Origin of the sequence: Klebsiella sp. KP20-425-1, assembly GCF_025813515.1 — a bacterium.
In the GTDB taxonomy this organism is placed as follows: domain Bacteria; phylum Pseudomonadota; class Gammaproteobacteria; order Enterobacterales; family Enterobacteriaceae; genus Klebsiella; species Klebsiella pneumoniae.
Window position 1 is genome coordinate 2,045,880 of sequence record NZ_CP109614.1, and the last position, 23,454, is coordinate 2,069,333.

The following is a 23,454-nucleotide window of genomic DNA, read 5'->3' on the forward strand; positions in this document are numbered from 1 at the left end:
CCGGCCAGCGTTGGGAAAAAGCCCGCCAGCGCGCTATTGCCAAAGCTGGCATCCCGTTTGCATTACTTATTAAGTGAATAAAAGTCCGGGTAACGAACCAATGGCGGTTCGGGGGCCCGTGGATAAAGGCGTCCTGCAGTGCGTATGCACTGTCGGGCGCTTTTTTTTTGCGCATGGTGGAGCGGATATGGGCGACAAATTTTCAATTTCCCGGCGGCGCTTGCTGCAGGCAGGGGCCGCGCTGGGCGGCGCGATGCTGCTGCCGGGCGTGATGCAGGCCGCCTGGGCCGGCGGCTCGGACAAACCGGAGCAAACCCGCGTGCGGGTCGGATTTATTCCGCTGACCGATTGCGCGCCGCTGGCCATCGCCGCGGCGAAGGGGTTTGACCAAAAATATGGCATCACCCTGGTGGCGAGTAAGGAAGCCAGCTGGGCGGCGGTGCGCGACAAGCTGGTGGCCGGCGAGCTCGACGCGGCGCATATTCTCTATGGCCTGCTGTACGGCCTCGAACTGGGGATCGCCAGCAAGCCGCAGGCGATGGCCAATTTGATGACCCTCAACCGCAATGGCCAGGCGATTACCCTCTCCAGCGAGCTGCAGGAGAAAGGGGTGACCGACCTCGGCGGGCTGAAGCGGCTGATCGACCGCAGCGCGCCGGGCAGTTACACCTTCGCCCATACCTTTCCTACCGGCACCCATGCCATGTGGCTTTACTACTGGCTGGCGAGCGCCGGCATCGATCCCTTCAACGATGTGCGCACCGTCGTGGTGCCGCCGCCGCAGATGGTGATGAACATGCGCATCGGCAATATGAGCGGCTTTTGCGTCGGCGAGCCATGGAACGCCCGCGCCATTAACGACCGTATCGGCTTCACCGCGGCCACTTCCCAGGATATCTGGCCCGAGCATCCGGAAAAGGTGCTGGGCACCCGTCGCGACTGGGTGGAACGCAACCCGAACACCGCCCGCGCGCTGGTGGCGGCCCTGATGGAGGCGCAGCGCTGGATCGCCGCCTCGCCGGAGAACACCCGGGAGACGGCCCGCCTGCTCGCCAGACGCGGCTGGCTCAATACCAAGGAGCAATACCTCACCGGCCGGATGCTTGGAGAGTATGACAACGGCCTTGGCCGCCGCTGGCAGGATGCCCATCCGATGCGCTTCTGGGCCGGGGGCGAGGTGAGTTTCCCGTGGCTATCGGACGGGATGTGGTTCCTCACCCAGTTCCGCCGCTGGGGGTTGCTGAAGCAGGCTCCGGATTACCTCGCGGTGGCGTCGCGCATTAACCGCATCGATGTCTGGCAGGCTGCCGCCCAGGCGGTAGGAGGGATCAGCGCGCCGGCAGCCAGGATGCGCAGCAGCACACTAATGGACGGGACGGTCTGGAACGGGTCCGACCCGGAAGGCTACGCCCGCCATTTCTCTATTCAACGTAAGGGGGCATGAGATGAAGCAGGCACAACGTAAGCAACCGGTCGTCAGCGTGGACAACGCGCCTGGCGAAGTGATTATCCTGCCGCCGGTGCAGGTCCGGCGCACCACGCCGACCGTCACGCGCTGGCTGCGTGAGCTCACCCAGCGCCTGCTGCCCCCGCTGTTGGGGCTGGGTGTGCTGCTGCTGGCCTGGCAGCTGGCGGCGATGCATAGCAAAGGCTTTCCCACGCCGCTGAGCACGCTGGACTCGGCGCTGACCCTGTTTGCCGATCCGTTCTATCAGGACGGGCCCAATGACATGGGCATCGGCTGGAACGTGCTGGCCTCCCTGCAGCGCGTGGCGGTGGGCTTCGGCCTGGCGGCGCTGGCGGGCATTCCGCTGGGGTTTTTGATCGGCCGTTCGCTGTTCTTCGCCCGCATGTTTAATCCGCTGATTGCTCTGCTGCGCCCGGTCAGCCCGCTGGCCTGGCTGCCGATTGGCCTGCTGCTGTTCCAGAAGGCGGAGCCGGCTTCCAGCTGGACCATTTTTATCTGCTCCATCTGGCCGATGGTGATCAACACCGCGGAGGGTGTGCGGCGGATCCCGCAGGACTATCTCAACGTCGCCCGCGTCCTCCAGCTCTCGGAGTGGACGGTGATGCGCAAAATCCTCTTTCCGGCGGTGCTGCCGGCGGTGCTTACCGGCGTGCGCCTCTCCATCGGCATCGCCTGGCTGGTGATCGTGGCGGCGGAAATGCTTACCGGCGGGCTGGGGATCGGCTTCTGGATCTGGAACGAGTGGAACAACCTCAATGTGGAAAACATCATCATCGCCATCGTCATTATCGGCGTCGTCGGCCTGCTGCTGGAGCAGGGCCTGATGCTGCTCGCTCGCCGCTTTAGCTGGCAGGAAAAATAAGGAGCCAACATGAAACCATTAATTCAGGTGCAGGCCGTCAGCCAACGCTTCAACACCGCCAGCGGCGAGTTCCTGGCGCTGCAGAATGTCTCCTTCGATATCGTCGAAGGGGAGACCATTAGCCTGATCGGCCACTCGGGTTGCGGAAAATCGACCCTGCTAAACCTGATCGCCGGGATCACCACCCCTACCGAGGGCGGACTACTGTGTGATAACCGGGAAATCGCCGGTCCCGGGCCGGAGCGGGCGGTGGTTTTCCAGAACCACTCGCTGCTGCCGTGGCTGAGCTGTTTCGACAATGTGGCGCTGGCGGTGGATCAGGTGTTCCGTCGCACAATGAGCAAGAGTGAGCGCCGGGAGTGGATCGAACACAACCTGGCGCGCGTACAGATGGGTCATGCGCTGCACAAACGTCCCGGGGAGATCTCCGGCGGCATGAAGCAGCGGGTGGGTATCGCCCGGGCGCTGGCGATGAAGCCGAAAGTGTTGCTGCTTGATGAGCCCTTCGGCGCCCTGGATGCGCTGACCCGCGCCCACCTCCAGGACACGGTGATGCATATCCAGCAGGAGCTCAATACCACCATCGTCATGATCACCCACGACGTTGATGAAGCGGTGCTGCTCTCGGATCGGGTGCTGATGATGACCAACGGTCCGGCGGCGACGGTCGGCGAGATCCTCGCGGTCGATCTGCCGCGTCCGCGCCACCGCGTTCAGCTGGCGGACGACAGCCGGTATCACCATCTGCGCCAGCAGATCCTCCATTTCCTGTATGAAAAACAGCCGAAAGCGGCGTAAGGAGGCGGTCATGACGCGGCGACTGGTGGTGATCGGTAACGGCATGGCGGCCACCCGGCTGGTGCAGCGGCTGGTTGAGCGCGACCCCGCGCGGTTTGCCATTACCGTCGTCGGCGACGAGCCGCACCCGGCCTATAACCGCATTCAGCTCTCGCCGCTGCTGGCAGGTGAAAAAACGGCGGCGCAGATCCCGTTGCTGCCGGCGGAGTGGTACACCCGGCACGGGGTGTGCCTGCGGTCTGGCGAGGCGGTCGATGAAGTCGATATTCAGCAACGGCGGCTGCGCATCGCGGAAACCTGGCTGCCGTGGGATGAGCTGGTGTTCGCCACCGGTTCGCGGCCCTTTATCCCGCCGCTGCCGGGCATTGATCGTCCGCAGGTTATGCCCTTCCGCACCCTGGCGGACGTGGAACGTATTCTGGCGATACCCGGCCCGGCGGTGGTGATTGGCGGTGGCGTGCTGGGGGTGGAAGCGGCGGCGGCGCTGCGTCGTCACGGCGGAGAGGTCACTCTTCTGCATCGCGGCAGCGGATTAATGGCGCCGCTGACCGACGCTTTTGCCGCCGATGAGCTCAGGCAGCAGCTTGAAGCGCGCGGCATTCGCTGCGTGCTGGAGTGCCGCATCGCCGCCATCGACGCCGATGGCGTGCGGCTGGCGGACGGGCGCGTATTCCGCGCCGCCAGAGTGGTGCTGGCTACCGGCGTGCAGCCCGACAGCCGTCTGGCGGCGCAGTCCGGCGTGCTGTGCCAGCGGGGGATCGTGGTCGACCGTCAGATGGCCTCCTCGCTGCCGGGGATCAGCGCCATCGGCGAATGTTGCGAAATTGACGGCCAGACCTGGGGGCTGGTGGCTCCCTGCCTGCGTCAGGCCGAGGTGCTGGTGGATCGCCTGTGCGGCGCCCCCGGCGAGGGCTTTGTCTGGCAGGACGCCGGGACCCGCCTGAAGGTCACCGGCATTGAACTCTTTAGCGCTGGCGAGCAGCAGGCCGGCGAACAGGATGACATTTATACCACCTGGGACCCCATCGACCGCCACTATCGCCGCCTGCTGCTGCGCGATGGCCGCCTGCGCGGCGTGCTGCTGATGGGCGACTGCACCGCCGCCGCCGCGCTTACCGCGCGCCTGGAAAGCGATGAGCCTGCCACCGTGGACTGGCTTTTTGACCCCTCTTCAACGCAGCCGCAGGCTGCAGGAATAATGACGATGACGAAACCTGTATTAGTGCTGGTGGGACATGGCATGGTCGGCCACCATTTTCTCGAACAATGCGTGAGCCGCAATCTGCATCAGCAATATCGAATCGTGGTGTTTGGCGAAGAGCGTTATCCCGCCTACGACCGGGTACATCTCTCCGAGTATTTTGCCGGACGCAGCGCCGAGTCGCTGTCGCTGGCGGCCGGGGATTTCTTTATTGAACACGGTATTGAACTCCGCCTCGGCGAGGCGGTGGCGAGCATCGACCGCGACGCACGGCTGGTGCGGGACGCCGAGGGGCATGAAATCCACTGGGATAAACTGGTGCTGGCGACCGGCTCGTATCCCTTTGTGCCGCCAATTCCCGGTAACGATCTCGCGGGGTGCTTTGTCTACCGCACTCTTGACGATCTCGACCGTATCGCCGCCCATGCCGCCGCGGCGAAGAGCGGGGTGGTTATCGGCGGCGGGCTGCTCGGGCTGGAGGCGGCCAACGCCCTGAAACAGCTGGGGCTGGAGACGCAGGTGGTGGAGTTTGCCCCGAACCTGATGGCCGTCCAGCTGGATAACGGCGGGGCGGCGATGCTCCGGGAGAAGATCGTCGCCCTCGGCGTGGGGGTGCATACCAGCAAAGCGACCACCGCCATCGTGCGCGAGGCCGACGGCCTGCGGCTGAACTTTGCCGACGGCGGCGCGTTGCGGACCGACATGGTGGTCTTCTCGGCGGGGATCCGCCCGCAGGACGCGCTGGCCCGCGGCTGCGCGCTGCAGGTGGGCGAACGCGGGGGAATTCACATCGACGGCCAGTGCCGTACCTCTGACCCGGACGTGCTGGCGATAGGCGAATGCGCCCTGTGGGACAATAAAATTTACGGTCTGGTGGCGCCGGGCTATCAGATGGCGCGCATCGCCGCGGCCACTCTCGCAGGAGAGGACGCCTGCTTTAGCGGCGCCGACATGAGCACCAAACTGAAGCTGCTGGGAGTCGACGTGGCCTCGTTTGGCGATGCGCAGGGGCGCACGCCGGGCTGTCAGAGCTATCAATGGACCGACGGTCCGCAGCAGATTTACAAAAAAATCGTCGTCAGTCAGGACGGCAAAGCCTTGCTTGGCGGCGTGCTGGTGGGGGATGCCAGCGACTATGCCACGCTGCTGCAGATGATGCTGAACGGCATGGCGCTGCCGCCGCGTCCGGAGAGTCTGATCCTGCCCGCGCTGGAGGGAGCCGCGCCGAAGGCGCTCGGCGTCGCGGCGCTGCCGGACAGCGCGCCGATCTGCTCCTGCCATAACGTCAGCAAAGGCGATATCTGTCAGGCGGTGAACAATGGGGCGGGGGATATGTCGGCGATAAAAAGCTGCACCAGAGCGGCTACCGGCTGCGGCGGCTGCAGCGCGCTGGTGAAACAGGTGATGGAGTATCAGCTGGCGGAGCAGGGCGTCGAAGTGAAAAAAGACGTCTGCGAACATTTCCCGTGGTCGCGCCAGGAGATCTACCACCTGGTGCGGGTTAACCATATCCATACCTTCGAGCAGTTGATTAGCCGCTACGGCCAGGGGCACGGCTGCGATGTCTGCAAACCGCTGGTGGCCTCGGTGCTGGCCTCCTGCTGGAACGAGTACCTGCTGAAGCCGGCGCACCTGCCGCTGCAGGATACCAACGACCGCTATTTCGCCAATATCCAGAAGGACGGGAGCTATTCGGTGGTGCCGCGGATGGCGGCAGGGGAAGTGACGCCGGACGGACTGATCGCCATCGGGCAGATCGCCAAACGTTACCAGCTCTACAGCAAAGTGACCGGCGGCCAGCGCATCGACCTGTTTGGCGCGCGGCTGGAACAGCTGCCGGCTATCTGGCGCGAGCTGGCCGACGCCGGGTTTGAAACCGGCCACGCCTACGGCAAGTCGCTGCGCACGGTGAAATCCTGCGTCGGCTCAACCTGGTGTCGCTACGGCGTGCAAGACTCCACCGGGCTCGCGGTACGGCTCGAGCATCGCTATAAAGGGCTACGCGCCCCGCACAAAATCAAGATGGCGGTCTCCGGCTGCACCCGCGAATGCGCTGAAGCCCAGGGGAAAGATATCGGGGTGATTGCCACCGACAAAGGCTGGAATCTGTACGTCTGCGGCAACGGCGGGATGAAACCGCGTCACGCCGACCTGTTTGCCAGCGATCTCGACGAAGCGACGCTGATCCGCAGCATCGATCGTCTGCTGATGTTCTATATCCGTACCGCCGATCGCCTGCAGCGAACCAGCACCTGGATGGATAACCTGGAGGGCGGCGTCACCTATCTGCGGCAGGTGGTGCTGGAGGATAGTCTTGGCATTGGCGAGGAGCTGGAGCAGGAGATGGCCCGGATCGTCGACAGCTACCAGTGCGAGTGGCAGACCACCCTCAACGATCCGCAGCGTCTGGCGCTGTTCCGCTCCTTCGTTAATAGCGACCAGCCCGACGAGGCTGTGCAGCGCCGCGATCTGCGCGTTCAGCCGCAGCCGCTGCTGACTGAGACGTTGCCCGAAGGCGAACTCCCATCCCGACCGTGGCAGGCGGTGTGCGATCTTGACGCCATTCCGGCGCAGGCGGGGATCGGCGCCCGCTTAGGGGAGCGGCAGATTGCCCTGTTCCGCTTCGGCGAGCGGGTCTACGCCCTCGACAACCGCGAGCCGGGCAGCGCGGCCAACGTGCTGTCGCGTGGGCTGTTAGGGGACGTCGGCGGCGAGCCGGTGGTGATCTCCCCGCTGTACAAACAGCGGATACGCCTGCGCGACGGCTGGCCGTGCGACGGCGACGAACAGGCGGTACGCGCCTGGCCGGTGAAAGTAGAAAACGGCAAAGTGTGGGTGGGCAACCAGCAGCTGCTGGCTCGCGCGGAGGCCTCCTGATGAAGACCATCCGAACGACCTGCCCCTACTGCGGCGTAGGCTGCGGGGTGCTGGCGAGCGTGGACGACGCGGGGCAGGTGAGCGTGCGCGGCGACGATCAGCACCCGGCGAACCTCGGCCGTCTGTGCGTCAAAGGGGCCGCCTTAGGGGAGACCACGGGTCTGGCGGGGCGGCTGCTGACGCCGGAGGTCGACGGCCAGCAGGTAGCCTGGCCTCAGGCGCTGGCGGAAACCGCTGCGCGCCTGAGACAGATCATCGACCAGCACGGACCGCAAGCGGTGGCCTTTTACGCCTCCGGCCAGCTGTTAACCGAGGATTACTATGCCGCCAATAAGCTGATGAAAGGGTTTATCGGCGCGGCGAACATCGATACCAATTCACGGCTGTGCATGTCGTCAGCGGTCACTGGCTACAAGCGGGCCTTTGGCGCCGACGTGGTGCCCTGCAGCTACGATGATGTGGAAAACAGCGATCTGGTGGTGCTGGTCGGCTCGAACGCCGCCTGGGCGCATCCGGTGCTGTTCCAGCGGCTGGCGCAGGCGAAGCGGGATAATCCCCGATTGCGGATCGTGGCGATCGACCCCCGACGCACCGCTACCTGCGAGATCGCCGACCGCCATCTGGCGCTGGCTCCGGGAAGCGACGGCGGGTTGTTTGTGGGGCTGCTTAACGCCCTGGCTGAGGCAGGAGCCTGCGTCGATGGCTTTCGCGACGGCCCGCAGGCGCTGGCCGCCGCCCGCGGCTGGGACGTGGCGAGGGTGGCGGCCTTTTGCGGTCTGCCTGCCGATGAGGTGGCGGGATTCTATCGCGAGTTCATCGCCGCCCCGCGGGCGATCACCCTCTACACCATGGGAATCAATCAATCCGCCAGCGGCAGCGACAAATGTAACGCCATCATCAACGTCCATCTGGCCAGCGGGAAGTATGGCCGCCGCGGCTGCGGCCCCTTTTCGCTGACCGGTCAACCCAACGCCATGGGCGGCCGCGAAGTCGGCGGGCTGGCGACGATGCTGGCGGCGCACATGGATTTTGTGCCAGACGATCTGCAGCGGCTGGCCCGCTTCTGGGGGACGGAACGGCTGGCGCAGACCCCCGGGCTGACCGCCGTGGAGCTGTTTGCCGCCATTGGCCGCGGCGAGGTCAAAGCGGTCTGGATCATGGGTACCAACCCGGTGGTGTCGCTCCCTGACAGCCACGCGGTGAGCCAGGCGCTGGCCGCCTGTCCGCTGGTGATCGTCTCGGATGTCGCCGCCCAGACCGATACCGGACGTTTCGCCCACATCCGCTTTCCGGCGCTGGCCTGGGGCGAGAAGAATGGCACGGTCACCAACTCGGAGCGGCGGATCTCCCGTCAGCGCAGCTTTCTGCCGCCGCCGGGGGAGGCGAAAGCGGACTGGTGGATCATCGCCAGAGTGGGCCAGGCGCTGGGGTATCGCGAGGCGTTTGCCTGGCAGCATCCGCATGACGTCTTCCGCGAGCATGCGGCGCTGTCCGGTTTCGAAAACGACGGCCAGCGGGCGTTTGATATCGGCGCGCTGGCGGATCTCAGCCGTGAGGCGTGGGACGCCATGCCGCCGGTGCGCTGGCCGGTCAGCCGCAGCGAGGCCGCCTGGGATATCACGCGCGGCTGGCATGGCGATGGCAGGCTGCGGATGGTGCCGGTGACGCCTCAACCGACCCGGGCGACAACCGATGCCTTTTATCCGCTGATCCTCAACAGCGGGCGGATCCGCGATCAGTGGCACACCATGACCCGTACCGGCGCAGTGCCGCGGCTGATGCAGCATATCGCGGAGCCAATGGTGGAGGTGGCGCCGCAGGATGCCGTTCGCTATCAGCTTCCCGCTGACGGGCTGGCGCGGATCTGGTCGCGGCATGGGGTGATGGTGGCGAAAGTGGCGATCAGCGAAGGGCAGCGCCCCGGCTCGCTGTTTGTTTCGATGCACTGGAACAACCAGTTTGCCCGTCAGGGGCGGGTGAATAACCTGCTGGCCGCCGTCACGGACCCGTATTCCGGCCAGCCGGAAAGTAAACAGGCGGCGGTGGCGATCGCCGCCTGGCAACCGGCCTGGCACAGCGAGCTTTTTTGCCGCGAACCGCTACCATTTCCTGCGGCCTGGCATTGGCGGCGGCGGGCGGCGCCAGGCGTGCTGCACTACTCGCTGGCCGGGGAGGCATCTGCCCGACAGTGGCTCAGCGCGTGGTGCGCCCGGCGCGGCTGGCAGTTACAGGTGGCTGACGGCGGCGCGGTGTGGAACCTGCTGGCCTGGCATCAGGGAAGGCTGATGCTCGGCTGGTGGAGCGATGCGCGCGAGCCGGCGGTGGATTGCGCATGGATAAGCGCTGCCTTTGCCGCGCCGCCGTCCGATGCTGTCCAACGACATGCCTTGCTTAGCGGCCGACCGGGCGCCGCCGTCGCGCCGCGGGGGCGGATCGTCTGCAGCTGCTTTGGGGTGGGGGAATGGTCAATTAACGAGGCCATCGCCAGCGGCTGCGCCAGCGTCGGGGCGCTGGGTGGGAAGCTGAAATGCGGGACCAACTGCGGCTCTTGCGTGCCGGAGCTCAACGCGCTGCTGGCGGCGCAACGAACCCGGGCGTAACGGTGGCGCGCAGCGACGCCTCCGGTTGGGCGGCACCTTACCCAACCGGTTTCAGCTTATTCCTGGAATTGCCCACAGGGCTGCGGGAGCAGGGAAAAAACGATAAACTAACACTTCTATCCATTTTTGTGAGCTTGCGCAAACTCTGTTAATGCCTGTGTCGTTCCGTTTGTTGCCAACGTTGACCTTTCTCCTGCTGTTGCCGGGCGTTCCCGTCTGGGCGCTGACCGCCAGCGACACCACCCGCCCTGCGCAAGCGCAAGATCCGCTGCCCGATATGGGGATTGCTCCCCAGGTTGATGACGACGCCCGGCACTTTGCCGAAGTGGCGAAGAAGTTTGGCGAGGCCAGCATGAGCGACAATGGTCTGACGGCGGGTGAACAGGCGCAGCTGTTTGCCATCAGTAAAATCGGCAATGAAGTGAGTCATCAGCTGGAGAGTTGGCTCTCGCCGTGGGGCAACGCCAATGTCGACCTGCTGGTCGATAAAGAGGGGAAATTCACCGGCAGTAAAGGGAGCTGGTTCGTGCCGTTGCAGGATAACGACCGTTATCTGACGTGGAACCAGTACTCGGTGACCCGGCGCGAGCACGATCTGGTGGGCAACATCGGGCTTGGCCAGCGTTGGCGGGTCGGCGGTTGGCTGCTGGGCTATAACTCGTTTTACGATAAAGTGCTGAGCGAAAGCCTGGCGCGCGGCAGCGTTGGCGCCGAAGCGTGGGGAGAATATCTCCGCCTGTCGGCAAACTATTACCATCCGCTGGGCGACTGGCAGCTACGCGATAATCAGACTCAGGAGCAGCGGATGGCCGCAGGGTATGACGTCACCGCCCAGGCGCGGCTGCCGTTCTACCAGCACATCAACACCAGCGTCAGCGTCGAACAATATTTCGGCGATAGCGTCGATCTGTTTCACTCCGGCACCGGCTACCATAATCCGGTGGCCGTCTCCGTTGGGCTCAATTACACCCCGGTCCCGCTGGTCACGGTGACCGCTAAGCATAAGCAGGGGGAAAATGGCGTCAGCCAGAACAATGTGGGCCTGAAGCTAAACTACCGCTTTGGCGTACCCCTTAAGCAGCAGCTTGCGGCAGACGAGGTGGCGATCAGCAACTCGCTGCGCGGGAGCCGCTTCGATAGTCCGGAGCGGGATAATCTGCCAGTGGTGGAGTATCGTCAGCGCAAAAATCTGACGGTCTATCTGGCCACGCCGCCCTGGGATCTGCAGTCCGGGGAGACGGTGCAGTTGAAGCTGCAGATCCATAGTCTGCATGGCATCAAGGCGCTGCACTGGCAGGGAGACACCCAGGCCCTCAGCCTGACGCCGCCGGTAGATGCCAGCAGCCCCGATGGCTGGAGCATCATTATGCCGGTGTGGAACAGTGAACCGGGCGCCGCGAACCGCTGGCGCCTGTCGGTGGTGGTGGAGGATAAACAGGGGCAGCGCGTCTCCTCCAATGAGATCGCCCTGGCGCTGACCGAGCCGCTGGTCAAGTTTACCACGCCAGGCGTCTCCTGGACGGACTCGCCTTAGAAGATTCGCTCCTGGTGGACCCATACCGCCGCTTCCACGCGGGATTTGAGCTTCATTTTCTTCAGCATGTGCTTTACGTGTACTTTGACGGTGCTTTCGGTGATATCCAGGCGACGGGCGATCATTTTGTTCGGCAGTCCCTGGGCTATCAGCTTGAGAATGTCGCGCTCGCGCGGGGTCAGCTGGCTGATGTCGCGATCGGAGGTGGCGCGGTTGGCGCGCAGGCTGGCGGCCAGCACCGGCGTTAATGCTTCGCTTAATACCATCTCTCCGGCGGCCGCCTGCTGCAGCGCTTTCAGCAGATCTTCCGGTTCCATGTCCTTCAACAAATAGCCATCGGCGCCGCGCTTCAGGGCGGTGACAACGTCCTCTTCATGGTTGGAGACGCTGAAGACCACTACCCGGCCAGAAAGGGATTTCTCACGCAGCTTATCCAGCGTCTCCAGACCGTTCATGCCCGGCATATTAAGGTCCAGCAGGATCAGGTCAGGATCCAGCGACTCGGCCAGCTCGATACCTTGCGCGCCATTGCTGGCCTCGCCAATCACCTGGATGTCCGGCGCCATGCTGATCAACTGTTTCACGCCGGTGCGCAGCATCGGATGGTCGTCAATGAGAAGGATAGTTGCCCGTTCCTGTTGACTCATGAGGGTCTCCTTATTGGATGGAAAACGTTTTTTCCGGGATAAACGTGACGATCACTTCGGTTCCACCGGTTTCCCGGCGTCGTACCTGACAGTCACCGCGCAAGCTCTGGGCGCGATCCCGCATAATAATTAAACCGTAATGGTTACTCCGTTCGGCGTGGTCCGGTACGCCGCGGCCGTTATCCGCTACCACCAGACGAACCTGATTATCGCGTTGTGACACCGTCACGGTTACTTCGGTTGCGCTGGCATGCTTCAGAGCGTTGCTCAACGCTTCGCGAGCGATCTGCAGCAGGTGGATCGCCTGATGCGAGGGCACAAAGCGCGGCGGGAGCTGGTAATCAAGCTGCACCGTAAAGCCGAAGTGGGCGCTGTACTCCTGACAGCTGGCCTCCAGCGCCGGGCGCAGCCCCGGCTCGGTCAACTGCAGGCGGAAGGTGGTTAACAGCTCCCGCAGCTGGGCCCACGAGGTATTCAGTTCGTTACGGATCTGCCCCAGCAGCTGGCGGCTTTCCGTCGGCAAGGCGTCGCCTTGCATCTGCAGACAGCTAACCTGCATCTTCATACAGGATAGCGACTGGGCGATGGAGTCGTGCAGCTCGCGGGCGATAGTGGCCCGTTCTTCCATGACGATCAGCTGCTGCTGCTTCTCCTGATGGCGGTCCAGCGCCAGGGTGCTGGTCAGCTGTTCCACCAGGGTATCCACCAGCTGCTGCTGATCGTGGCTGAGATGGCGGCCAACCGGCAGCGTCGCCAGCAGGATGCCGTACTGACTATGCGCATCCGACAGCCGCCACTTCAGCGTTGTTCCCCCATCCGGCAGCGGCGGCAGATTGCGTGGACAGAGGTAGCAGCCTTTATCATCACAGTCATCATCCGAGTGGCAGGTAAACTCCTGGTGATTATCTTCGTCTTCCAGGTCGTAAACCCGTACCTCGATATCGCGCAGCAGCGTCAGCCCCTGCAGGCCATTCAGTACCGGCGAAATACGTTCGCAGAGCGGGGCGCTGGAGTGCAGCCGGCGGTTGGCCTGCCATAAGAAAGCGAGGATCTCGTTCTTCTGCTCCAGTCCGGCAGTCTTCTCCTGCACCCGCCGCTCGAGCACGGCATAGCTTTCCGCCAGCTCTTCCGACATGTTATTCAGCGCCATGCCCAGGGTCGCCATTTCGTTGCGGCCGCTGATGTGCGCCCGCTGGGTGAAATCACGCTGACTCACCGCGCGCGCCATGCTCAGCAGCTGTTTCCACGGCCGCAGCAGGCGGGCGCGTAGCCAGATGATAGTGAAGATCAGCAGCAGCGCCATACCAATGGCGAGGATGCGATGGATCCAGACCACCCGTTCGATACGCTGCTCGGTGGTGTGGTCGAATGCGGTGACCAACTGGTCGATACGATCGACAAAGTCGGCGACATCCTGGGCCACTTCCGCCTGATTGACTGCGCGCTGCATGCCGGGGGCCAGCGCCAGCTGCCAGTACTGCTGCAGGGCTTTAAGCTGGATTTCCTGGCCGTCGCGGCGGGCGGAATTTTGCAGCTCCGGGCTGAAGACGGTGGCGGTCATGTCCGCCACCAGTTTTTGATCGTTTTCATTCAGCGGGATCGCCGCCAGCAGCCGGTAGCTTTGCATACGCAATGAACCGGCCTTGTTAATGGCGTGCGCGCTGCCCTGCACGCCGTTCACCAGGCGCGCGGAGATCGCCATGCCGGCGACGCCAATAATCGTGGCGAGCAGCACGATTAACGCCAGTTGATTGACCAGCGTCAGCGGGGTAAAAAGACGTTTTAACATGGAATGCGTGGCTCCTGACCGGTCATGTCTCCGGGAGTGGCGCTTATTCTCGACTATCCCCTGGAGTATACCCATACCCCTAAAGAGTTACTCCTTAATTGTCGGTGGTAGGCGATGTTAGGGGGGGGATTATACGCAACCCGGCAGCAGCGTGAAAAACCACACTTTTTTCCCCACCATTCTCTACTCACTTGGAGGCATGGTTTATTTTTGCACAAATTAGCTCGCGCTTTTCCTTTGATTTATATCAACTTACCGCCCCGGGTAACCCCTAAGGTAGCGGCAGGAAATATGAATAATCAGAGGTATCTATGAGTCAATCTTCCCTCCCGGAGAAGGCTAACCGCTCGGTCATAACCGACTGGCGGCCTGAAGATCCTGAATTCTGGCAACAGCGCGGCCATCGTGTGGCAAGCCGCAATTTATGGATCTCCGTTCCCTGTCTGTTACTGGCGTTCTGCGTTTGGATGTTGTTCAGCGCGGTTGCCGTTAACCTCAACAAAGTAGGCTTTCAGTTTACAACCGATCAGCTGTTTATGCTGACCGCGCTGCCGGCGCTGTCAGGCGCCTTATTACGCGTGCCTTACGCCTTTATGGTGCCGCTGTTCGGCGGCCGTCGCTGGACGGCGTTCAGCACCGGGATCATGATTGTGCCGTGCGTCTGGCTGGGCTTCGCGGTCCAGGATACCTCTACGCCGTTTAGCATCTTCGTGATTATCTCTCTGCTGTGCGGCTTCGCCGGAGCCAACTTTGCCTCCAGTATGGCCAACATCAGCTTCTTCTTCCCGAAAGCGAAGCAGGGCGGGGCGCTCGGCGTTAACGGCGGACTTGGCAATATGGGCGTCAGCGTGATGCAGCTGGTCGCGCCGCTGGTGGTCTCGATCTCTATCTTTGCCGTTTTTGGCGGTAACGGTAGCGAGCAACCGGACGGCTCGATGCTGTATCTGGAAAACGCCGCGTGGATCTGGGTGCCTTTCCTGATTATTTTCACTCTGGCGGCGTGGTTCTTTATGAACGACCTGTCGGCTTCGAAAGCGTCGCTGAGCGAGCAGTTGCCGGTACTTAAGCGCCTGCATCTGTGGATTATGGCGCTGCTCTATCTCGCGACCTTCGGCTCCTTTATCGGCTTTTCCGCCGGGTTCGCGATGCTGTCAAAAACTCAGTTCCCGGATGTGCAGATCCTGCATTACGCCTTCTTCGGCCCGTTCATTGGCGCGCTGGCGCGTTCGATGGGCGGGGCGATCTCCGACCGCCTCGGTGGGACCCGCGTAACGCTGGTCAACTTTGTGGTGATGGCTGTCTTCTGCGCGCTGCTGTTCCTGACCCTGCCGACCAACGGCCAGGGCGGTAACTTTATCGCCTTCTTCGCGGTGTTTATGGTGCTGTTCCTGACCGCCGGGCTGGGGAGCGCCTCCACCTTCCAGATGATCTCCGTGATCTTCCGTAAGCTGACTATGGACCGCGTGAAGGCCCAGGGCGGCAGCGAAGCGCAGGCGATGCGCGAGGCGGCGACCGATACCGCGGCGGCGCTGGGCTTTATCTCCGCCATTGGCGCTATCGGCGGCTTCTTTATTCCGAAAGCGTTCGGTATCTCGCTGGATCTGACCGGCTCGCCGGCCGGGGCGATGAAAGTGTTCCTCGTGTTCTATATTGCCTGCGTGGTGATCACCTGGGCGGTATACGGTCGTAAGCGTCAGTAATCGGCCGCGGTAACGTTGGCGTATAAAAAGGCGCGCTCCCCACGGAGGCGCCTTTTTTCACCGCTTAATTAGTTACAACATACTATGGGATAATATTGTCCGCATCGACCGCTGAGCCAGAACAGGTGGGCTTGCCAGTGAAATGGCTCTACCCCTTAATACCTCCGTTGTTAACAAATCCCGGTGAGGCGCTGCTTTTTGAGGTGAAAATCATTAAAAAACAGGAAGTTAAAAAATAACATCTTATACCACCTTGGTGGTAATCGAGGTTTTGCTACGCAGTAACAAGCCAGTTCGGATTGATCGCTATCAATTCTCGCCCTCTTTCATAGCGTTACCTTCGCTGCAAATCCAGCAATGTCGATTTATCAGAGAGCCGTCAGGCTCCATATCAGGAGAAACCCGATGAGTAAATTCCTGGACCGGTTTCGCTACTTCAAACAGAAGGGTGAAACCTTTGCCGATGGGCACGGCCAGCTTCTAAACACCAACCGGGACTGGGAGGATGGATACCGTCAACGTTGGCAGCATGACAAAATTGTGCGTTCCACTCACGGTGTCAACTGCACCGGCTCATGCAGCTGGAAGATTTATGTCAAAAACGGTCTGGTGACCTGGGAAACGCAGCAGACTGACTACCCGCGCACCCGCCCGGACCTGCCGAACCACGAACCACGCGGTTGCCCGCGCGGCGCCAGCTACTCCTGGTACCTGTACAGCGCTAACCGCCTGAAATACCCGCTGATGCGTAAACGCCTGATGAAGATGTGGCGGGAAGCGAAAGTTCAGCATAGCGATCCGGTTGAGGCATGGGCGTCGATTATCGAAGACGCCGACAAAGCTAAAAGCTTCAAACAGGCCCGCGGTCGCGGCGGTTTTGTACGTTCCTCCTGGCAGGAAGTGAATGAGCTGATTGCCGCCTCCAACGTTTATACCGTCAAAACCTACGGTCCGGACCGCGTGGCTGGCTTCTCGCCGATCCCGGCGATGTCGATGGTCTCCTACGCGTCCGGCGCCCGTTATCTGTCGCTGATCGGCGGCACCTGCCTGAGCTTCTACGACTGGTACTGCGACCTGCCGCCGGCTTCGCCGATGACCTGGGGCGAGCAGACCGATGTGCCGGAATCCGCCGACTGGTATAACTCCAGCTATATCATCGCCTGGGGCTCCAACGTGCCGCAGACCCGCACCCCGGATGCGCACTTCTTTACCGAAGTCCGCTATAAAGGGACCAAAACCGTAGCCATCACTCCGGACTACGCCGAAATCGCCAAACTCTGCGATCTGTGGCTGGCGCCGAAGCAGGGTACCGATGCCGCGATGGCGCTGGCGATGGGCCATGTGATGCTGCGTGAATTCCACCTCGATAAGCCGAGCCAGTATTTCACCGACTATGTGCGCCGCTATACCGACATGCCGATGCTGGTGATGCTCGAGGAGCGCGACGGTTATTATGCCGCCGGCCGTACGCTGCGCGCATCCGACCTCGTGGATTCCCTTGGTCAGGAGAACAATCCGGAATGGAAAACCGTCGCCTTTGACGAGAAGGGCGACATGACCGTACCGAACGGTTCCCTCGGATTCCGCTGGGGCGACAAAGGCAAATGGAACCTCGAACAGCGCGACGGTAAAACTGGCGAAGAGATTGAGCTACGTCTGAGCCTGCTGGGCAGCCATGATGAAGTGGCGAACGTCGGCTTCCCGTACTTCGGCGGCGAAGGGTCTGAGCACTTTAACAAAGTCGATCTGGAAAATATTCTGCTGCACAAACTGCCGGCCAAACGCCTGCAGCTGGCCGACGGCTCTACCGCCCTGGTCACCACCGTGTATGACCTGACCATGGCTAACTACGGCCTGGAGCGCGGTCTGAACGATGACAACTGCGCCGCCGGCTACGATGAAGTGAAAGCCTACACCCCGGCGTGGGCGGAGAAGATCACCGGCGTCTCCCGCGCGCATATCATCCGTACCGCCCGTGAATTTGCCGATAACGCCGATAAAACTCACGGTCGTTCGATGATTATCGTCGGGGCGGGCCTCAACCACTGGTTCCACCTCGACATGAACTACCGCGGCCTGATCAATATGCTGATCTTCTGCGGCTGCGTCGGTCAGAGCGGCGGCGGTTGGGCGCACTATGTGGGCCAGGAAAAACTGCGTCCGCAGACCGGCTGGCAGCCGCTGGCGTTCGCCCTTGACTGGCAGCGTCCGGCACGTCACATGAATAGTACCTCGTACTTCTATAACCACTCCAGCCAGTGGCGCTATGAAACGGTGACCGCGCAGGAACTGCTGTCGCCGATGGCGGATAAATCCCGTTACAGCGGCCACCTGATCGACTTTAACGTGCGCGCAGAGCGGATGGGCTGGCTGCCGTCGGCGCCGCAGCTTGGCGTCAACCCGCTGCGTATCGCTGACGAAGCGAAGAAAGCCGGCATGACCCCGGTGGATTACACCGTGAAGTCGCTGAAAGAGGGCTCGATTCGCTTTGCGGCCGAGCAGCCGGAAAATGGCAAAAACCACCCGCGTAACCTGTTTATCTGGCGTTCCAACCTGCTGGGCTCCTCCGGTAAAGGCCATGAATACATGCTCAAGTACCTGCTGGGTACCGAGAACGGCATTCAGGGCAAAGACCTGGGCAAGCAGGGCGGCGTGAAGCCGGAAGAAGTCGAATGGCGGGATAACGGCCTCGACGGCAAACTGGATCTGGTGGTGACCCTCGATTTCCGTCTGTCGAGCACCTGTCTCTACTCCGACATCGTGCTGCCGACCGCCACCTGGTACGAAAAAGACGACATGAATACCTCGGATATGCATCCGTTTATTCACCCGCTGTCGGCCGCCGTTGATCCAGCCTGGGAATCGAAGAGCGACTGGGAGATCTATAAAGGTATCGCGAAGAAATTCTCTGAAGTCTGCATGGGCCACCTCGGCAAAGAAACCGACGTCGTCACGTTGCCGATCCAGCACGACTCCGCCGCGGAAATGGCGCAGCCGCTGGATGTCAAAGACTGGAAAAAAGGCGAATGCGACCTGATCCCAGGGAAAACCGCGCCGCATATTATTCCGGTTGAGCGTGATTACCCGGCGACTTACGAACGTTTCACCTCGATCGGCCCGCTGCTGGAAACCATCGGTAACGGCGGGAAAGGCATCGCCTGGAACACCCAGAGCGAGTTGGATCTGCTGCGTAAGCTCAACTACACCAAGGCGGAAGGCCCGGCGAAAGGCCAGCCGAAGCTGGAAACGGCCATCGACGCCGCGGAAATGATCCTCACCCTGGCCCCGGAAACCAACGGTCAGGTGGCGGTGAAAGCGTGGCAAGCGCTGAGCGAGATCACCGGTCGCGAGCATACGCACCTCGCGCTGAACAAAGAAGACGAGAAGATCCGCTTCCGCGACATTCAGGCGCAGCCGCGGAAGATTATCTCCAGCCCGACCTGGTCTGGCCTGGAAGATGAGCATGTCTCCTACAACGCCGGTTACACCAACGTTCACGAGCTGATCCCGTGGCGCACGCTGTCCGGACGTCAGTCGCTGTATCAGGATCACCAGTGGATGCGCGACTTCGGCGAAAGCCTGCTGGTCTATCGGCCGCCGATTGACACCCGTTCGGTGAAAGCGGTGATGGGCGAGAAGTCCAACGGCAACCCGGAGAAGGCGCTGAACTTCCTGACCCCGCACCAGAAATGGGGTATCCACTCGACCTACAGCGATAACCTGCTGATGCTGACCCTGTCGCGCGGTGGGCCGATTGTCTGGATGAGCGAAGCGGATGCGAAAGATCTGGGTATCGAAGATAACGACTGGATCGAAGTGTTCAACGCCAACGGCGCCCTGACGGCGCGTGCGGTGGTGAGTCAGCGCGTTCCAGCCGGGATGACCATGATGTATCACGCGCAGGAACGTATCGTGAACCTGCCGGGCTCTGAAATCACCGGTCAGCGCGGGGGGATCCATAACTCCGTCACCCGTATTACGCCGAAACCGACCCACATGATCGGCGGCTACGGCCACCTGGCCTATGGCTTTAACTACTACGGCACCGTCGGCTCCAACCGCGATGAGTTTGTGGTGGTACGTAAGATGAAGAACATTAACTGGTTAGACGGCGAAGGCAACGACCAGGTACAGGAGAGCGTAAAATGAAAATTCGTTCACAAGTCGGCATGGTGCTGAATCTCGATAAGTGCATCGGCTGCCACACCTGCTCGGTGACCTGTAAAAACGTCTGGACCAGCCGTGAAGGGATGGAATACGCCTGGTTCAACAACGTGGAAAGTAAGCCGGGCGTCGGTTTCCCGAACGACTGGGAAAACCAGGAAAAATGGAAGGGCGGCTGGATCCGCAAAATCAACGGTAAACTGCAGCCGCGCATGGGCAATCGCGCGATGCTGTTGGGAAAAATCTTCGCCAACCCGCATCTGCCGGGCATCGATGATTACTACGAGCCGTTTGATTATGACTACCAGAATCTGCATAACGCGCCGGAGAGCAAACATCAGCCGATCGCCCGTCCGCGCTCGCTGATCACCGGTCAGCGGATGGACAAGATCACCAGCGGTCCGAACTGGGAAGAGATCCTCGGCGGCGAGTTTGAAAAACGCGCCAAAGATCAGAACTTCGACAACATGCAGAAGGCGATGTACGGCCAGTTCGAAAACACCTTCATGATGTATCTGCCGCGCCTGTGCGAGCACTGCCTGAACCCGGCCTGCGTCGCGACCTGCCCGAGCGGCGCCATCTATAAGCGTGAAGAAGACGGCATTGTACTGATCGACCAGGACAAGTGCCGCGGCTGGCGGATGTGTATCACCGGCTGTCCGTACAAGAAGATCTATTTCAACTGGAAGAGCGGGAAATCCGAGAAATGCATCTTCTGCTACCCGCGTATTGAATCCGGGATGCCGACGGTGTGCTCCGAAACCTGCGTGGGCCGTATCCGCTATCTCGGCGTCCTGCTATACGACGCGGACGCGATTGAAAACGCCGCCAGCACCGAGAACGAGAAAGATCTGTATCAGCGTCAGCTGGACGTGTTCCTCGATCCCAACGATCCGAAAGTGATCGAGCAGGCGCTGAAAGATGGCGTACCGCAGGGGGTCATTGAAGCTGCGCAGCAGTCGCCGGTTTACAAAATGGCGATGGACTGGAAGCTGGCCCTGCCGCTGCACCCGGAATATCGCACCTTGCCAATGGTCTGGTACGTGCCGCCGCTGTCGCCGATTCAGTCCGCCGCCGATGCGGGTGAACTGGGTAGCAACGGGATCCTGCCGGACGTGGAAAGCCTGCGTATTCCGGTGCAATATCTGGCGAACCTGCTGACCGCGGGCGATACCCAGCCGGTACTGCTGGCGCTGAAACGAATGCTGGCGATGCGCCATTATAAGCGTGCGGAAACCGTTGACGGCGTCGTCGATACCCGCGCGCTGGAAGAGGTGGGGCTGAGCGAAGCGCAGGCCCAGGAAATGTATCGCTATCTGGCGATCGCCAACTACGAAGATCGTTTCGTGGTGCCGAGCAGCCATCGTGAACAGGCGCGAGAAGCGTTTCCGGAGAAAAACGGCTGCGGCTTTAGCTTTGGCGATGGCTGCCACGGCTCTGACAGTCAGTTCAACCTGTTCAACAGCCGTCGCATCGACGCCATCGACGTGACCAGCAAAACGGAGCCGCACGCATGATTGAACTCGTGATTGTATCGCGTCTGCTCGAATATCCTGACGCTGCCTTATGGCAGCATCAGCAGGAGATGTTCGAGGCGCTCGCGTCATCAGAGAAACTCAGCAAAGAGGATGCCCACGCGCTGGGCGTTTTCCTGCGCGATTTAGTGGCTCAGGATCCGCTGGACGCCCAGGCGGCCTATAGCGAACTGTTTGACCGCGGCCGGGCCACCTCGCTGCTGCTGTTTGAACATGTCCACGGCGAATCCCGCGATCGAGGGCAGGCGATGGTCGACCTGATGGCGCAGTACGAGCGCCACGGTCTGCTGCTGGATAGCCATGAGCTGCCGGATCATCTGCCGCTATATCTGGAGTATCTGGCGCAGCTGCCGGAAGAGGAAGCGCTTGGCGGCCTGCGAGACGTCGCGCCGATCCTCGGTCTGCTCAGCGCCCGCCTGCAGCAGCGTGAAAGTCGCTATGCGGTGCTGTTCGAGCTGTTGCTGAAGCTGGCCAATACTCAGGTCGACAGCCAGAAGGTGGCGGAAAAGATTGCCGACGAAGCGCGCGACGATACGCCGCAGGCGCTGGACGCCGTCTGGGAAGAAGAACAGGTCAAATTCTTTGCCGACCAGGGCTGCGGCGAGTCGGAAATTTCCGCTCACCAGCGTCGTTTTGCCGGAGCCGTGGCCCCGCAATATCTGAATATCTCTAACGGAGGACAGCAATAATGCACTTCCTGAATATGTTCTTCTTTGACATTTATCCGTACATTGCGGGTTCGGTGTTCCTGATTGGCAGCTGGTTGCGCTATGACTATGGCCAGTACACCTGGCGCGCCGCCTCCAGCCAGATGCTGGACCGTAAGGGGATGAACCTGGCGTCGAACCTGTTCCATATCGGCATCCTGGGTATTTTCGCCGGCCACTTCCTCGGCATGCTGACCCCGCACTGGATGTATGAGTCCTTCCTGCCGATCGACGTCAAGCAGAAGATGGCGATGATCGCCGGCGGCGCCTGCGGCGTGATGACCCTGGTGGGCGGGTTACTGCTGCTCAAGCGTCGTCTGCTCAGCCCGCGCGTTCGCGCCACCACCACCGGAGCGGATATTCTGATCCTCTCGTTGCTGATGGTGCAGTGTGCGCTCGGCCTGCTGACGATCCCGTTCTCCGCTCAGCATATGGACGGCAGTGAAATGATGAAACTGGTCGGCTGGGCGCAGTCGGTGGTGACGTTCCACGGCGGCGCGTCACAGCATCTGGATGGCGTGGCGTTTATTTTCCGCGTTCACCTGGTGCTGGGCATGACCCTGTTCCTGCTGTTCCCGTTCTCCCGTCTGGTTCATATCTGGAGCGCGCCGGTCGAATACCTGACGCGCAAATACCAGATTGTCCGCGCCCGTCGCTAACTGGCCCGCGACTGCTCACTGACCCCGCCGCGGCGGGGTTTTTTTTCGCCCCAGCCGAGATTATTCCCTGCGGCGGCAAACAGAATAAGCATCCCACCGAGCAATTGCACCGCGGATAACGCATGGTGGAAGACCAGATAGTCAACCACCATCGCCACCAGCGGATAAATAAAGGAGAGCGAACCGGTAACGGGCGTCGGCAGTTTCTGTATCGCGCTATATAAAAGCTGATACATGATCCCGGTATGGACGATGCCGAGGATCAGCAGATAGCGCCAGGGGAAGCTGGCCGTCAATTCGGGGGCATGCACCAGCGGCAGCAGCATCACGACGCCGACGAGAACCTGAATGAAGGCGATATGTTGCGCGGGGAGCGGATGCAGTTTGCGCGCGATGATGGCGGTCAGGGCATAGAAGAATGCCGCGCCCAGCGCCAGCAACACGCCGGTGGTAAGCCCCTCTTCGTGTGCAGGCATCAGCTCGCTCGACAGCAGGATCACTAGGCCGCCAAAGGCCAGCAGTAACCATCCCCATTTCACGGCGCTGACCCGTTCCCCCAGCACCATCCCCATCAGTACCAGCATAAACGGCTGGGTGTTATAGACCACGGTGGCCATACCGATTGAGATCCGCGAATAGGCGGCAAACAGCAGCAGCCAGTTGACGACCAGCGCCGCGCCGCCAATCACCGCCAGAGCGAGAGTGAAACGCGTTAGCCGGTTGAAGGGCTGGCGGCTTAACACGATAAACACCAGCAGGGTTAGCGCGCCAATCAGGCAGCGCCAGAACACCACATCTGTCACCGGCAAACCAGAGAGCAGCACGAACGCGCCGATCGAGCCGGAGATTATCATTGCCAGGCTCATCTGCCAGACGCCGCGGGTAAGTTGCATTTTTCACCTCCACCATTTTT

15 protein-coding genes are annotated in these 23,454 nt (G+C 61.6%); 12 read left to right on the top strand and 3 right to left on the bottom strand.

Annotated elements, in window-relative coordinates:
- Positions 1-187 precede the first annotated feature (187 nt).
- The 6 genes from OHJ17_RS10005 (at position 188) to OHJ17_RS10030 (ending at position 11,340) form a co-directional block, all read left to right on the top strand.
- Positions 188-1,444: a CmpA/NrtA family ABC transporter substrate-binding protein gene (locus OHJ17_RS10005; RefSeq protein WP_004175561.1), complete on the top strand. Its 1,257-nt coding sequence runs from the start codon at positions 188-190 to the stop codon at positions 1,442-1,444.
- A gap of 1 nt (position 1,445) precedes the next feature.
- Positions 1,446-2,330, top strand: coding sequence for a nitrate ABC transporter permease (gene ntrB, locus OHJ17_RS10010; RefSeq protein ID WP_004152255.1), 885 nt, complete (start codon positions 1,446-1,448; stop codon positions 2,328-2,330).
- Between the two features lie 9 nt (positions 2,331-2,339).
- Positions 2,340-3,128, top strand: a complete 789-nt coding sequence (locus OHJ17_RS10015; RefSeq protein ID WP_004145418.1) for an ABC transporter ATP-binding protein — start codon at positions 2,340-2,342, stop codon at positions 3,126-3,128.
- Positions 3,129-3,138: 10 nt separating this feature from the next.
- On the top strand, positions 3,139-7,206 hold the full coding sequence (nirB, locus tag OHJ17_RS10020) for a nitrite reductase large subunit NirB (RefSeq protein WP_267303158.1): 4,068 nt from the start codon (positions 3,139-3,141) through the stop codon (positions 7,204-7,206).
- Positions 7,206-9,806 carry a nitrate reductase gene (locus tag OHJ17_RS10025; RefSeq protein WP_267303159.1) on the top strand — a complete coding sequence of 867 codons (2,601 nt, stop codon included), beginning with the start codon at positions 7,206-7,208 and terminating at the stop codon, positions 9,804-9,806. The genes nirB and OHJ17_RS10025 overlap by 1 nt, the downstream gene beginning before the upstream one ends.
- Before the next feature lie 151 nt (positions 9,807-9,957).
- A complete protein-coding gene (locus OHJ17_RS10030) occupies positions 9,958-11,340 on the top strand; it encodes a YchO/YchP family invasin (protein WP_002910201.1) in 1,383 nt (460 codons plus the stop codon).
- Here the strand turns inward: OHJ17_RS10030 and narL are convergent.
- Together narL and narX are read right to left on the bottom strand one after the other, a co-directional pair.
- Positions 11,337-11,987: a two-component system response regulator NarL gene (gene narL / locus OHJ17_RS10035; protein WP_002910198.1), complete on the bottom strand. Its 651-nt coding sequence runs from the start codon at positions 11,985-11,987 to the stop codon at positions 11,337-11,339. The two genes, OHJ17_RS10030 and narL, sit on opposite strands and share 4 nt — an antisense overlap.
- 10 nt (positions 11,988-11,997) lie before the next feature.
- Entirely contained in the window at positions 11,998-13,776 is a 1,779-nt protein-coding gene (gene narX / locus OHJ17_RS10040; RefSeq protein ID WP_004175566.1) for a nitrate/nitrite two-component system sensor histidine kinase NarX, read from the bottom strand.
- Between the two features lie 311 nt (positions 13,777-14,087).
- Between narX and OHJ17_RS10045 the strand changes: the two genes are divergently transcribed.
- From OHJ17_RS10045 to narI, 6 genes are all read left to right on the top strand, one after another.
- Complete coding sequence (locus OHJ17_RS10045) at positions 14,088-15,476, top strand: NarK family nitrate/nitrite MFS transporter (protein ID WP_004175568.1); 1,389 nt, start codon at positions 14,088-14,090, stop codon at positions 15,474-15,476.
- Between the two features lie 125 nt (positions 15,477-15,601).
- Entirely contained in the window at positions 15,602-15,715 is a 114-nt protein-coding gene (locus OHJ17_RS10050) for a hypothetical protein (protein WP_033831755.1), read from the top strand.
- A gap of 166 nt (positions 15,716-15,881) precedes the next feature.
- Positions 15,882-19,625, top strand: a complete 3,744-nt coding sequence (locus OHJ17_RS10055; RefSeq protein WP_039818246.1) for a nitrate reductase subunit alpha — start codon at positions 15,882-15,884, stop codon at positions 19,623-19,625.
- A complete protein-coding gene (gene narH, locus OHJ17_RS10060; RefSeq protein ID WP_002910193.1) occupies positions 19,622-21,157 on the top strand; it encodes a nitrate reductase subunit beta in 1,536 nt (511 codons plus the stop codon). The genes OHJ17_RS10055 and narH overlap by 4 nt, the downstream gene beginning before the upstream one ends.
- Entirely contained in the window at positions 21,154-21,864 is a 711-nt protein-coding gene (gene narJ, locus OHJ17_RS10065; RefSeq protein ID WP_002910191.1) for a nitrate reductase molybdenum cofactor assembly chaperone, read from the top strand. Before narH ends, narJ begins: the two co-directional genes overlap by 4 nt.
- On the top strand, positions 21,864-22,541 hold the full coding sequence (gene narI, locus OHJ17_RS10070; protein WP_002910189.1) for a respiratory nitrate reductase subunit gamma: 678 nt from the start codon (positions 21,864-21,866) through the stop codon (positions 22,539-22,541). The genes narJ and narI overlap by 1 nt, the downstream gene beginning before the upstream one ends.
- On the opposite strand, the gene OHJ17_RS10075 is transcribed toward narI, so the two are convergent.
- The gene (locus OHJ17_RS10075) at positions 22,538-23,434 is read right to left on the bottom strand and encodes a DMT family transporter (RefSeq protein ID WP_039818248.1); all 897 of its coding nucleotides are present in this window, start codon (positions 23,432-23,434) and stop codon (positions 22,538-22,540) included. The two genes, narI and OHJ17_RS10075, sit on opposite strands and share 4 nt — an antisense overlap.
- Positions 23,435-23,454: the final 20 nt, after the last annotated feature.